This is a genomic window from Adlercreutzia mucosicola DSM 19490, assembly GCF_000422625.1.
GTDB lineage: Bacteria > Actinomycetota > Coriobacteriia > Coriobacteriales > Eggerthellaceae > Adlercreutzia > Adlercreutzia mucosicola.
The window spans coordinates 114589-127545 of record NZ_KE383895.1; the positions used below are offsets into that span (position 1 = coordinate 114589).

Genomic DNA, 12957 nt, shown 5'->3' on the forward strand with positions numbered 1-12957 from the left:
CATGGGATTTATGAATTCGCAGAAAACGCTCTTAAACGGCCTTTTTTAACGGCCGCTAAGGGGTGGTTTTACCTTAATGTGGGGAAAATATCGTTTTTTCGGTCTTCGTCGCTTACAGGGGCAGCGAGACCACGTTGCTGCGATTGAGCATATCTCGATCGAAATAGGCAAGGTTCGCCGTGGTGATAAATGTTTGGCTGCCACGCTCCATGGCTTCCACCAGCGCGGCGCGGCGGGCGCCGTCAAGCTCGCTCATGACATCATCCAGGAGCAGCACCGGTTTCTGTTCGAGCACCTCTTCGATCACGGCCGCTTCGGCCAGCTTGTAGGCGAGCACGATGGAGCGCTGCTGGCCCTGGCTACCGAAGAGGGAAGCGTCCTGACTGTCCAGGAGAAAAGTGATCTCGTCAGCATGGGGACCTACGACGGCCCGGCCCCGGCGGCGCTCTTCCCCCGCGCGCTCATGAAGCGCGCGGGCAAGGGCCTCGCGGGCCTTGTCCCGTTGGAGCGGGGTGTGCTCCTCGGGAGAGAGGGCCACGAAAGCTGGGGAGGAGTCGGCAGAATTGGCTGTCGCGGTGGGGCGGGCCCAGGAAGGAACGTACACCGCCGAAAGCATCTCCCTTCCCTGGGAAATCTGGCGGTACTTCTCCACTATACGGGGCACCAGGCGGGCGAACAAAGCGGTGCGATAGCATACCAACTGCGCGCCGCAGGTGACGACCATCTCATTGATCGCCTCCACGAGCGCGGGGTCGGCCTCATCCTTCAGCAGGCGATTCTTATGGCGGATTACCTTTTCGTAGTCCCGGCGCAGGGCGTAGTAGTTCTTGTTTACCTGGGAGCCGAGGGTATCCAACGCCGCGCGGCGACCCGTCATGGACCCCTTCACGAGATCAAGATCGTCGGGAGTGAAAATGACCGACGGTACGAGTCCCTTCAGGTCACCAGGGCGCTTCGCCTTCCCGTTCAACTGGTACTTGCGGCTCTTGTCGTCCAGGGCGAGGGTTATCTCCAACGCACGATTCCCGTCGCTGACCGCCGCCTCCAGCCGCGCTGATTCGCTGCCATGGCGAATCAGCTGGTCGCGTGTAGCATGGCGAAAAGACGTGAGCGCCGTCAGCAGCTGCACCCCTTCGATGATGTTGGTCTTGCCGATGGCATTCTGACCCACCAACACCGTGATCTCGCCAAGGCCGCCCAACGCCAGCGTCTCATAGTTGCGGAAATTGCGGAAGACAAGGCTCTCGATATGCAGCGTCATGGGAGCGCCGCTTTCAAGCGCCTTTCGAAAAGGCACTTTACCAGGGAGTTCTTACGGCGTTGCACGTGAAACACTGCTTAGGAGATGCGCACGGGCATAACCAGGTACAGGAAGTTCTCGGGCTCCAAGGCGCGGAAGATGCCAGGTTTCATGGAGGACTGCACTTCCAGATACACCTCGTCGGTGGCGATGGAACCGAGACCGTCCAGCACGTAGGCGTAGTTGAAGGCTATCTCCACATCCTCCCCCTCGATGGTGCAGGGCAGAATTTCCTGAGCGCTGCCCACATCCTGCGAGGCGGCGGTGATCTGGGTCGTGCTCGAGGCGGCGTTCAGGTCGAATCGCACCGGCGAGGCGTTGGAGCCGAGCAGCGAGGCGCGACGTACGCTGGCGGCCAGTTTGTCCACCTCGATGGTGGCGCGGGTGACGTAGGCATCGGGCAGCAACTGCTTGTAATTGGGGAAGTTACCCTCGATGCGGCGATTGATGAACACCGTATCCTCGCAGGTCACGACGATCTGGTTATCGGCCAAAGCCAAAGACACCGGTGACTCGGTCTTGGGCAGCGAGGAGATCTCCGACAGGAAGGAGCCGGCGATAACGGCCTGGAATTCGTCGGCCGAGGTTTCCTCCAGCGGGGCGTCGGTGATGGCCAGGCGGTAGGAGTCGGTGGCCACCATGCGCAGCACGCCGTTCTCCAGCGTGATGAGCACGCCGGTGAGGATGGCGCGGCTCTCGTCCTTGGACACCACGCGGGACACGCGCTTCACCATGGTGGAGAACTGCTGGAAGGGAATCTCGATCTGCTGATGGGTCTCAACCCGGGGGAAGCCGGGGAAGTCCTCGGCGTTCAGGGCGCGGATAGAGAACGACGAGGTGTCGCAGGTAATGAACGCCTGATCCTCAGTGGCTTCAACATGTACGGCCGCATCGGGCAGGTTCTTCACGATTTCCGAGAACAGCTTGCCGGGAACAACGGTTTTGCCCTCTTCCTCCACGAGCGCGGCCACGGAATACTGGATGGACAGCTCGAGATCGGTGGCCTGGAGAATGATCTTGTCCCCCACAGCCTCGATGAGAATGCCCGACAGCACGGGCAGGGTGGATCGGGTGGACACACCCTTCATCACGATGGACAGGGCGTTGGACAGTTCGGTGCGGTTGATGCTCAGCTTCAAGACGGGACCCTTCCTCGGTTTGCATAGCGCAAAGGTGCTTACTTTTACTAGGAGAATGTTCGTCGGTATTATAGCGCCCCACTCGCGCCCCTGTGCCGCGGCGGCGCGGCATCTTCGGCGGAACCACAAGAAGCGGTTTTCAGATCTTTTCAACTATCCACGGCCAACCGACGGTGGAAAAAGTTGATAACTTGTCGCTTTTCCCCGCCGTAAGGAGAGAATGCTCTTTCCAGCGCGGTGGAAACTTCTGGTGAAAGACGGTAGATAAGCGGGGACAACTAGGGGGCCATTACGAAACAGCTTCAATAACAGGGCATCTACCTGGTATTTTACTGTTTCTTCATAAAACTCTGAGACAAGCGCATACCTCTGTTCGAGATTTCTTCAGGGCAGCGATCCTTTGAGTCTCGATACGCCACAATATGGCCGATAAGGACTCCTGCGGGGTTCTGTCAAGGATTTTCGCCGAGGGTTTTTAACATTTCGTCTTTTTCAGCGGTATCATCTGCTTTCACAAAATTCCGTGTTTTCCACTTTTACTGAATATTTTGTTTATAACTCTGAATTTCTCCGAAAATCCCTGGTATTCGATCGAAGAGTTTTCAACATATTCTGAATTGATGGTGAATTACTCTCTGAATCCACCGAAATTTTCTCGTATTTTGTTCAAAACTACCGAAACACGATACAATAGCGTGGAAAATTCTTCTGAACGATGAACACAATGCAGCTTAAACGGAATGATTTGGGAGAACATGGACGCGAAACACAGCCCCACCACCACCGCGGCCGCCGAGGACTTCGACTACGCCTTCGTGGACACGGTCGGCCATATCGCCATCTACGACGACATGCGCAGCGAGCCACGGGTCATCGACATCCAACCGGCCGAAACAGGCTCATACATAGAGTCACTGGCGACCACGGTCTACGAGCAGGCGCGGGGTGCGGGCGGGTCGATCCCCTATACGGTGATTCGCGAAGTGTCCGAGAACTTTATCCACGCCCAATTCAAAGAAGCCCTGGTCACAATCTTGGATCACGGCTGCACGATTCGCTTTGCCGACCACGGGCCCGGCATCCCCTCTAAAGAGAAGGCCCAGATGCCCGGCTTCTCCTCGGCGGTCGAGCCGATGCGCACCTACATCCGCGGCGTCGGATCGGGGCTTCCTCGGGTGCGCGAGTATCTGGAGCTTTCCAATGGCACCATAACCATCGAGGACAATCTCGGCACCGGCGCCGTCGTGACCATCAGCCTTGTACGCGGCGCAGCCCCGAGCGAGTACGCCGCCGATGGATTCCCCGCCGACGATTTCGAAAACGGCAACTTAGAGGGCAGCGGGGGCGAGGAAGCCGACTTCGACCCAGCCGCCAGTGCGCTGCCCTACCCCGCGAGCGGCGCCCAGGGACTCTACGCCCCCGACCCCTACCTTCCCGTAGGGGCGGGCTTCAACCCGCCCGCAGCCGCAGCACCTGCCCAGGCCGGCTACGCGACTCCTTACAGCACGGGCGCGGCGGCCTACGGTGCCTATCCGGCTCAACCCGCGCCCTATGTGCCGGCGCCGCCCTACGGATCCTACCCCGCCACCGCACAACCGGTCCCCTATCCCGCTTACGCGGCCGCACCGCAGCCCGTTCCCTACGGGTACGCGCCGGCAGCGCCGACGGCAGCCAGCCTAACCGATCGCGAGAAAATGACGCTTGCCCTTCTTCGGGACCACGGTCCTGCCCGTCAGGTAGACCTGTGCAAGGCAACCTGCATATCGGCATCCAGCATGAACGGGCTCGTGAAGAAACTTGAGAATGAGGGGCTGATCGTCGATCGAAACAAGGTGAAGCATCTGACGGACTTCGGCATGCAGATAGCCCGAACCCTCTAAGCATCGGGTTCTGCACACTTATTTGTTACCATGAGCCGCCGTGCTCTCACTGGTGCGGCGGACTCCATCGAGCGGCTTATCTTGGGAGACGATTATGGACAGTGAAAAACTCAATGATCGATGGTCTGCGGTCAAAGCGCAGATTTTGGGCTACCCCGATGTGAACGCTGCCGAGATCAGCGCGTTCTTCTCGCGATTGGAGCCCCAGGCCATGAGCGACTCGTTCCTGATGCTGACAGCGGGCAACGAGTTCATCAAGACCTGGGTGGAGGATCACTACCTCGCCTCGATTCAGCGCGCCCTGTTCGATATGACCGGCACACCCTTCGCCGTGGCCATCGCCGTTGATCCCACCCAGGAACAGCGCCAGACCGCGCAGGCGGGGGCCGCCACGGCGGCGCCCTCTCCCGCTGCGGCCGCACCCGTGATGGCGCAGGCCGCGGGAGCCGCGGTGCCCTTGGCTGCTCCTGCGACCCCCGCGACTCCCATTACGGCGGGGGCGGGCGGCGGGCTGAACCCCGTCTCTGCAGTGGCTGCGGGCGCTGAACCTTGCCAGGTCGTGGAGGTGGCTGCACCGTCCACGGTCGCACCGGTGGCCGAGCCGCAGCCGTTCTCAGGCGCCCCGGCCACCCCGCCCTCTCCCGCTTCCGTCGCACCCGCGGGGGCAATCGAAACTTCCGAGGCTTCCAGGGCGGCCGCCTCCCCCGCACCCAGCGCGCCGGTGGATCCCGCCGCCGGCGACCAGCCCTCCTCCACCCTCACGTTCAGCAACTTCGTTATCGGCGAGTCGAACCAGATGGCCTACTCCATGGCCAATGAGGTGGCGGGCAACCCTGGGCGGCCCATTTTCAACCCCCTCTTCATCTACGGCAAGAGCGGGCTGGGCAAGACCCACCTCATGCTGGCCATCAAGAACTACATCGACAAGACCCAGCCGCATCTGCGCACCGTGTATGCCGACTCGGCCGACTTCGTATCGAAGTACATGGAGGCCAGCGTCGCCCATGATCGGGAGAAGGCGAGCTTCAAGAACTTCAAGCACTACTACGAGGAAGCCGACGTTCTGCTCATCGACGATATCCAGTACCTGCAGAATAAAAAGCAGTGTCTTGACATGGTGTTTCAGCTGTTCAACTCGCTCACGGCCCAAGGCAAGCAGGTGGTGCTGTCGGCCGACCGCGCGCCAAAGAACATCGACGTGGACGACCGGTACTCCTCTCGCTTTTCAAGCGGAGGCATCGTGGAGGTACGGCCGCCTGACATTGAGACGAAGCTGGCCATCGTGAAGCGCTTTGCCGAGGAATGCAGCCGCAACGAGGGCTTCAGCCAGTGTGCTATCCCCGATGACATTCAGATGTACATCGCAGAAAACTCCAGCTCGAACATTCGCGAGCTGCTGAGCGCTGTGACCAATGTACTGTACCGCATGGTGTTCTCAGGGCAGTCAGATATGACCATCGAAGGCGCCCGTGTGTTGCTGGAGAACCATTTCTCCGGCGGCATGTCGCGCAATCTGTCGGCAGAGGACATCCAGCGCGAGGTGGAGAACTTCTTCAAGGTAAGCCACGCCGATCTGCTCAGTGCCAAGCGCAGCCGCTCCATCGCCTACCCGCGGCAGATCGCCATCTACCTGTGTCGCCAGCTGCTCGACGTACCCTATGAGGACATCGGGCGGAAATTCAATCGCGACCATTCCACGGCCATTTACGCCGTGGGAGCCATCGAGGAGAAGCTGAAAAAAGAGCGCGACGTTCAGGAAGAGGTAGAGACACTGCAAAAGATCCTCAGTGAGCTGTAGGTTCACAATCCGTGGAAAACATGAGTAAAACCTCCCTTGTTTTCCACGGCCCCGAAGAGGCCGATCCCCGCTTTCTCCCGACACGGTGGAAAGCGGGTACAAGAATTCAACGGGATTTGTGCAATCTTTTCTCGGTAATCATCTGGGGAAAGACAGGGTTCCTGACTAATGAACCGAGCTTACTATTACAACAACCTTTTACTTCTTATAGGAAAAGGGAAAGAACGGTACTCGCGAGACGCCATGAACGACAGAGGGCAAACCGGGGAAAGGAGTGATGTCGTCAGGAAAGATTGTTGCCCGTCGTCCGTTCCCTCTTCCCGAAGCCTTCACGGTTTCCCCAAGACGCCCCGTTGACACGGTATTTCTGTGGTATATAATTTGAAAGCTATTCTTTGAACCATGAAAGGGAAAGAAAACAATGAAACGCACCTATCAACCGAACAAACGCAAGCGCGCCAAGTGCCACGGCTTCCGTGCCCGCATGTCCACCAAGGGCGGCCGCGCTGTTCTCGCTTCCCGTCGTGCTAAGGGGCGCAAGCGCCTCACCGTCTAGGAGATCGCAGGTTGGAAACGATCACTTCCAGCGCTGAGATTTCCCAGCTCTTCTCGAATGGCAAGAGGGTGAAAACCCCCTATGTTACGCTGATCGTAGGAGAGCGCCGCTGTGGGAAGCCCAGAGGAGACGAGGAGCAACACGGCCCGGGCGGTCGTGTTGCTTTTATTGCAGGGAAGAAACTGGGAAATGCCGTTTGGCGTAACCAGGCAAAGCGTCGCATGAGGGCGGTCTGCCATGAATTGGGCGGCCCATGGCCCGATTTCGACGTGATATTTCTTGCGAAGTCGTCTCTTTGCCAGGTTCCCTATGGCAAAGTTCTGCAAGCATGTGGAGACGCGACACGGCGCCTTTCCTCAGGGAAGGAAGGATGCTTTGGTGAAAAGGGCCCTCGATCTTGCTAAACGGTTGCCGGCTTTGCTGGCCATCGGCCTGATCATGTTCTACCGGATGGCTATTTCCCCTCTGCTTCCACCGGCGTGCCGCTTTGTGCCCACGTGCTCCGAATATGGCCTGACCGCCTTCAAGCGCTACGGGTTCCGCAAGGGGTTCGTGCTGACGGCGAAACGTATACTGAAATGCCGCCCAGGCGGCCCCCATGGGTACGATCCGGTGCCCTAGGGGCTCGTCTCTGCCCGCGGCGTGAGAGGGACGAAATATGTGGGATATCTTCAAGGACTGGATCTTCCAAGTCATTGAGTTCTTTTACGGCTTCTGCGGCGACTGGGGCCTTGCGATCATCGTTGTCACGGTGATCTTCCGTATCATTGTGGCTCCGTTGATGCATAAGCAGGCGAAGTCCTCCTACGATATGCAGAAGGTGCAGCCGAAGATTCAGGAGCTGAAGGAGCGTTTCCCCGACGATCCGACTCGTCAGTCCCAGGAGATGCAGAAGATCTATGCGGAGATGAAGTTCAATCCGCTAGCTGGCTGCCTGCCCCTGCTTCTGCAGATGCCAATCTTCATCGCCCTGTTCCAGGTGTTGCGTGAGATGGGTGACCGCGTGGGTGATGCGAGCTACTCCTTCTACAACCTGGTGCCTAATCTGGTTACGACTCCGTCGCAGGCCTTCGGCGAAGGTTTTGGAACATTTGTTCCTTATTTGATCCTTATGGTGGTGTTCGCCGGCGCAACGTTCCTGCCGATGATTCTTCAGCAGATGAACAGCTCGAACAAGCAGCAGCGCAACCAGACGCTGATGATGGGCGCCATCATGTCGCTTATGATGCTCTGGATCTCTTGGAGCTCGCCCGCCGGCGTGTTGCTGTTCTGGGGTGCCTCTTCGGTGATTGGTATCGCCCAGAGCCAGCTCACCTTGGCTCACTGCCGCGCCCAGGATCGTCGCAAGGCCGAAGAGGAGGCCCTGGTGGTGAAGCCCATCGAGGTGAACGTGGAGCGCAAGGAAAAGAAGAAGCGCCCGAAGAAGAAGCGCTAGCAACAGTGTTGTTCAAGGGGAATGTTTCATGTGAAACATTCCCCTTCTTTGTCCGCAGAACTCAATGTCCGCTGCGGAGAATCATATAACGCGAAGGAGAGTGCCATGGCCGACGAGATGACGACTGAGATTGACGAGAAGATCGCGGAAGCTTCTGTTGCAACCGAAGAGACTCCCGAGGAGTCCGCTGAGGAAATGGTCGTGACCGATGAGATGTTGGACTCCATCGCCGATACCGCCATCGCCGCGCTCCAGGATATTTTGCAGTACTTCAATGTAGGCGATGTGACCATTGACGAGTATGAGGGTGACGAGGGAGAGCTGATCCTGGATATCAGCGGCGATGACATGGCGGTGTTGATCGGTCGTCATGGCAAGACCCTTGATGCGCTTCAGTTTATTGTGTCGATGATCACTATCCGTACCATTGGGTTCCGTTACCCGGTGATTGTCGATGTGGAGGGTTATAAGAATCGTCAGCGCCAGAAGTTGGAGTCTATCGCCCATTCGTCCGCGAATCGGGCGGCGAGCCAGCATCGTAAGGTGGGCCTGCGTCCGATGACGCCCTATGAACGCCGTATCGTTCACATCGCCCTGCGCGATGACGATCGTGTCGAGACGATCTCCGAGGGCGAGGGTTCGGCCCGTCATGTGGTGGTTGTACCGCGGTAAGCTCTCCTGCTCAGTATGGACGCAATGCGAAGGGCGGGGTTTCCCGCCCTTCGTTGTCTGAGACTTATAGTCTCATAAGTTTATTATGCAAGCGATCAAGCGGTTTGAATCTGAGGAGCGCCTATGACTTCCCCGGTGGCCCAAGAGCTGATGGGCCAGTACCTCGATCTGATTCTTGAAGCCAATAAGACGACGAATCTCACGCGCATCACTTCGCGTGATGAGGCGCTGGTGCTTCATATCGAAGATTCGTTGGTGGGCCTGGAAGAAGTCAGTGAGGCTCCCGAGGGCCTCTATGGTGATTTAGGTTCGGGCGGTGGCTTTCCTGGTGTTCCGTTGGCTCTGGCCACAGGTCGTGAGACCGTTCTGGTGGACTCGGTGAAAAAGAAGATGGCCATTGTCCAACAAGCGGTAAATCAGCTGGGCTTGGGCCGGCAAATCACTACTTGTAGCGATCGCATTGAGGACTTGGCCCTTGACCGGCCCGGTTCTTTCTCGGTATTGACTGCACGGGCCTTATCGCGCCTTGTGGCGCTGCTTGAGTTGTCATCGCCCCTGCTTGTGAAGGGTGGTCGGCTGGTGTGCTACAAGGCTCAGTTATCGGACGAGGAGATGCAGGAGGCCCTCTCCGTTGAAGATCTTCTTGGTATGAGGCTGGTATCCCAACGAGAGACAATGCTGAGCGACGGAGAGACGAGGCGCACGATTGTTGTATTCGAGAAAGTAGGAAAGGCGAAGTTGAAGCTGCCGCGGCGCATCGGTGCTGCCCAGAAGACTCCTCTGAAGCCGCGCTCCTGAAGTTTCACTGTTTCACGTGAAACAGTGAATTCCCTTGCCGTTCCAATGAAAGACCTCAAAGAGTGGCGAGGTCAGATGCTATACTGTCCTGCAAGTAAGGAAGGAGGTTCCTGTGGGATTTTTTGATGGTCTTAAACGGGACACAAAACAGACTCAGACTGTCGCTGCTGAACCAGTTCCCCAGAACCAGAATCAGCCCGCTCCTCTTGCGGAGGAGGCGGCGTTTCGCGAGCCAGATCCTGAGGCGATTGAAGTGCAGGTGCGTGATGTGGAAGCGAGCTACTACGCGGCTCCTCCGACGGCGCCGCTGAAGTCGTACAAGGATAAGGCCCCCGTACGTCATGCGATCGGGCAGACGAAGATCATTGCGATCATCAACCAGAAAGGCGGTGTCGGTAAATCTACGACGGCGATTAACCTGGGAGCCGCCCTCGGGGAGATGGGTAAGCAGGTGCTGTTGGTCGATCTTGATCCGCAGGGCAACTGCTCAAGTGGACTCGGTGTAGAGAAAAGTCTGATACAGCGATGCATTTACGACGTGCTGCTGAACGACGTGCCGATCGAAGATGTCATCATCCCCGACATCGCCGAGGGATTGGATATTGCTCCGGCGACCATTAACCTCGCAGGCGCCGAAGTCGAGCTTGTTGCTGAGATGGCCCGTGAGAATCGCTTGAAAGATGCCGTCGGCGGTATGCGTGGGCGCTATGATTTCATTCTGATCGACTGTCCTCCGTCTCTCGGCTTGCTGACTGTGAATGCACTAGTGGCCGCCGATAAGCTGCTGATCCCTATTCAGTGCGAGTTCTATGCACTGGAGGGTGTGACAAAACTTCTTGATTCAATGAAACGTGTCAAAACTCGCTTAAATCCGACATTGGATATCTACGGCATTCTGCTGACGATGTTCGATAGCCGTACCACCCTGTCCAAGCAGGTTGTGGATGAGGTGCGCGAATACTTTGGTCGCCTGGTGTTCTCGACACCGATTCCCCGAACGGTGAAACTGTCTGAGGCGCCGAGCTTCGGACAGCCGATTACTCAGTACGATCCCAAGGGAAGAGGATCTCTTTCCTATATTGAACTTGCAAAGGAAGTGATTGCTCGTGGCTAAACCGGAGCGCCGTGGAGGACTTGGTCGTGGTCTTGGTTCACTTCTTCCTGGATCCTATGATCCGGTCGCCCCTGCCGCTCCGGTTCCAGAGCGGCAGCGCGTCGTTATCGAGGTGGAGGAAGAGGCCGCGCGAGAGGCCCCTGTATCCACTCGTCCTGCGTACCATGCCGTGGAAACTGAATCGACAGAGGAAGTGCTGTCGGAGCCCATTCCCCGCGAGGTGACTGCTGCAGTGCCGGTGTTGAATGCGGAGTCGGCGGCGCCGAAGGCGACGGATGAAGTGCCATTGACGCAGATTTTCCCTAATCCCGACCAGCCGCGTACGCAATTCAAAAAAGAAGAGATTGATGAGCTGGCTGCCTCTATCGAGAAGGATGGCCTGCTACAACCTATTTTGGTTCGCCAGCTGGAAGATGGAACCTATCAGATCATCGCCGGGGAACGCCGTTGGCAGGCTTCTAAGGCAGCGGGCCTGGAGAAGGTGCCGATACGTATCAAGGAGGCAGATGACGACCTGGCACTCGAGTTGGCCTTGATTGAGAATATCCAGCGTAGCGACTTGAACCCCATCGAGGAGGCTTATGGCTATCGCCGGTTGATGGAGCGTCGTTCGATGACTCAGGCTGAGGTGGCTCAGGCGGTTTCGAAAGGCCGCTCTACTGTGGCCAATGCCTTGCGCCTACTCGATCTCCCCGAAGAGGCCCAGCAGCTGCTCTTTGAAGAGAAGATCACGGCGGGACATGCCCGCGCTATCCTTTCGGTACCGACTCAAGAGGGCCGCGCGACGTTGACGCAGAAGATTGTTGAGAGCAACATGACAGTGCGCGAAGCTGAGAATCTTGCTCGTCTGATGTCGGGTAAGAAAGAGTCTCATTCCGCAGCGCGCCCGGCTACACCTCCTGTGTATAAATCAGTGGCCAAGACACTGCGTGAAACGCTGCATGCTAACGTTCGCGTCAAATCTTCTAAGGGAAAGAATAAGATCGAGATCGAGTTCAAGGACGAGGAGGATCTGCAGCGTCTTTTCAATGAGATCATTGGAGCGAGTGAAGAGGAGTAAGTTTCTCTTCTACTGAGTTTTACTCCTGTTGCCGAAAGTGGGATGTTTCACATGAAACATCCCACTTTTCTTTATCTAAGACACGGATAGGGAGTCGGGAAAGATGTTTTACATAACACTGTGATATTAATCAGGTTGTTTCACGTGAAACAAGTTTGTTTTTCAGTTGGCCGCAGGCACCGTCGATGTCAGCACCCCGCGATTTCCTCATACTGGTTTCAATGCCATGAGCGGATAGTTCATCTATCCAAGAGGAGACCGTTTGAGCAGTGGCTGGTTGATATGCTGATCCCTCGATAGGGTTCATGGGCAGCAGGTTTACATGGCAGAGCAGACCACTACAGAACTCGATCAGGGCATCGAGATCGCGCGGGCTGTCGTTCACTCCCTTAATGAGGAGGTACTCGAACGATACCCGGCGATTGGTGCGCTTGATGTAATGGGTCAGCGCGTTCTTGAGCTCAGGAAGCGTTTGCTGAGCGCCCTGGGGCATGAGCTGGTCGCGCGTGGCCTGCACTGCCGAGTGCAGTGAGATAGCGAGGGTGAATTGCTCGGGTTCTTCCGCAAGGCGATTGATGCCTTTGAGGATGCCGCAGGTGGAGATGGTGATGTGACGCGCCCCTATATTGAGGTCGTCGTTGCTGTTCATGATACGGAGTGCCCTAATGACCTCGTCGTAATTCAGGAAGGGTTCTCCCTGACCCATGACCACGATGTTGCTGACACGGGCGTCGAAGTCTTTCTGCACATAGGCGACTTGCTGCACGAGCTCGGCGGCGTTCAGGTTGCGAGTGAAGCCCTCTCTGCCTGTGGCGCAAAACGCGCAGGCCATCGGGCAGCCGACTTGCGATGAGATGCAGACTGAAAGGCGGTCGAGGGAGCCGTCTCGGTTGAATGTGGGCATCCCTACCGTTTCCACCAGTCGTTCGTCGTTGAGCTTAAAGACGTACTTGCGCGTTCCGTCTTGGGAGACCTGACGATCGAAGAGGGTGAAGGTATCCAAGGGGAAAGCTTCAGCAAGCTGCGTTCGCACGGCGGCAGGAACATTGCTCATCTCATCGTAGGTGGAGCAGTGGTGGCGGTGGAGCCATTCGTAGACCTGCATGGCACGGAAACGAGGGAAGCCCCATGACTCGATAAGGGCTGCAAGCTCGGTCTGGGGGAGTGTCAGAAGTTCGTTATTCATGAGCCTATTATAGACATTC

At 57.3% G+C, this 12957-nt stretch carries 13 protein-coding genes; 10 read left to right on the forward strand and 3 right to left on the reverse strand.

Features of this window, described 5'->3' with window-relative positions:
* Positions 1 to 112 precede the first annotated feature (112 nt).
* The gene (recF, locus tag G503_RS0111485) at positions 113 to 1261 is read right to left on the reverse strand and encodes a DNA replication/repair protein RecF (RefSeq protein ID WP_028027677.1); all 1149 of its coding nucleotides are present in this window, start codon (positions 1259 to 1261) and stop codon (positions 113 to 115) included.
* A gap of 77 nt (positions 1262 to 1338) precedes the next feature.
* Complete coding sequence (gene dnaN, locus G503_RS0111490; protein WP_028027678.1) at positions 1339 to 2439, reverse strand: DNA polymerase III subunit beta; 1101 nt, start codon at positions 2437 to 2439, stop codon at positions 1339 to 1341.
* A 755-nt stretch (positions 2440 to 3194) separates the two neighbouring features.
* On the opposite strand from dnaN, the gene G503_RS16090 reads away from it, so the two are divergent.
* The 10 genes from G503_RS16090 to G503_RS0111535 all read left to right on the forward strand — a co-directional run bounded on the left by G503_RS16090 (position 3195) and on the right by G503_RS0111535 (position 11752).
* Entirely contained in the window at positions 3195 to 4319 is a 1125-nt protein-coding gene (locus tag G503_RS16090; protein ID WP_084636660.1) for an ATP-binding protein, read from the forward strand.
* A 94-nt stretch (positions 4320 to 4413) separates the two neighbouring features.
* Positions 4414 to 6117 (forward strand): chromosomal replication initiator protein DnaA, encoded by a 1704-nt coding sequence (gene dnaA, locus G503_RS0111500; RefSeq protein ID WP_028027679.1) that lies wholly within the window; start codon positions 4414 to 4416, stop codon positions 6115 to 6117.
* 421 nt (positions 6118 to 6538) lie between these two features.
* The gene (rpmH, locus tag G503_RS0111505; RefSeq protein WP_016310113.1) at positions 6539 to 6673 is read left to right on the forward strand and encodes a 50S ribosomal protein L34; all 135 of its coding nucleotides are present in this window, start codon (positions 6539 to 6541) and stop codon (positions 6671 to 6673) included.
* Between the two features lie 11 nt (positions 6674 to 6684).
* On the forward strand, positions 6685 to 7077 hold the full coding sequence (locus G503_RS16095; RefSeq protein WP_084636661.1) for a ribonuclease P protein component: 393 nt from the start codon (positions 6685 to 6687) through the stop codon (positions 7075 to 7077).
* On the forward strand, positions 7052 to 7294 hold the full coding sequence (gene yidD / locus G503_RS16795) for a membrane protein insertion efficiency factor YidD (protein ID WP_257482875.1): 243 nt from the start codon (positions 7052 to 7054) through the stop codon (positions 7292 to 7294). Before G503_RS16095 ends, yidD begins: the two co-directional genes overlap by 26 nt.
* 37 nt (positions 7295 to 7331) lie before the next feature.
* Positions 7332 to 8108 (forward strand): YidC/Oxa1 family membrane protein insertase, encoded by a 777-nt coding sequence (locus tag G503_RS0111515; protein ID WP_028027681.1) that lies wholly within the window; start codon positions 7332 to 7334, stop codon positions 8106 to 8108.
* 195 nt (positions 8109 to 8303) lie between these two features.
* On the forward strand, positions 8304 to 8780 hold the full coding sequence (locus G503_RS0111520) for a Jag family protein (protein WP_235715575.1): 477 nt from the start codon (positions 8304 to 8306) through the stop codon (positions 8778 to 8780).
* Between the two features lie 123 nt (positions 8781 to 8903).
* Positions 8904 to 9578 carry a 16S rRNA (guanine(527)-N(7))-methyltransferase RsmG gene (gene rsmG, locus G503_RS0111525; RefSeq protein WP_202805180.1) on the forward strand — a complete coding sequence of 225 codons (675 nt, stop codon included), beginning with the start codon at positions 8904 to 8906 and terminating at the stop codon, positions 9576 to 9578.
* A gap of 112 nt (positions 9579 to 9690) precedes the next feature.
* Complete coding sequence (locus tag G503_RS0111530; protein WP_028027684.1) at positions 9691 to 10692, forward strand: ParA family protein; 1002 nt, start codon at positions 9691 to 9693, stop codon at positions 10690 to 10692.
* Positions 10685 to 11752, forward strand: a complete 1068-nt coding sequence (locus G503_RS0111535) for a ParB/RepB/Spo0J family partition protein (RefSeq protein WP_028027685.1) — start codon at positions 10685 to 10687, stop codon at positions 11750 to 11752. The genes G503_RS0111530 and G503_RS0111535 overlap by 8 nt, the downstream gene beginning before the upstream one ends.
* 130 nt (positions 11753 to 11882) lie before the next feature.
* Here G503_RS0111535 and rlmN read toward each other — a convergent pair whose 3' ends face one another.
* Positions 11883 to 12938, reverse strand: a complete 1056-nt coding sequence (rlmN, locus tag G503_RS0111540) for a 23S rRNA (adenine(2503)-C(2))-methyltransferase RlmN (RefSeq protein WP_028027686.1) — start codon at positions 12936 to 12938, stop codon at positions 11883 to 11885.
* Between the last annotated feature and the right edge of the window lie 19 nt (positions 12939 to 12957).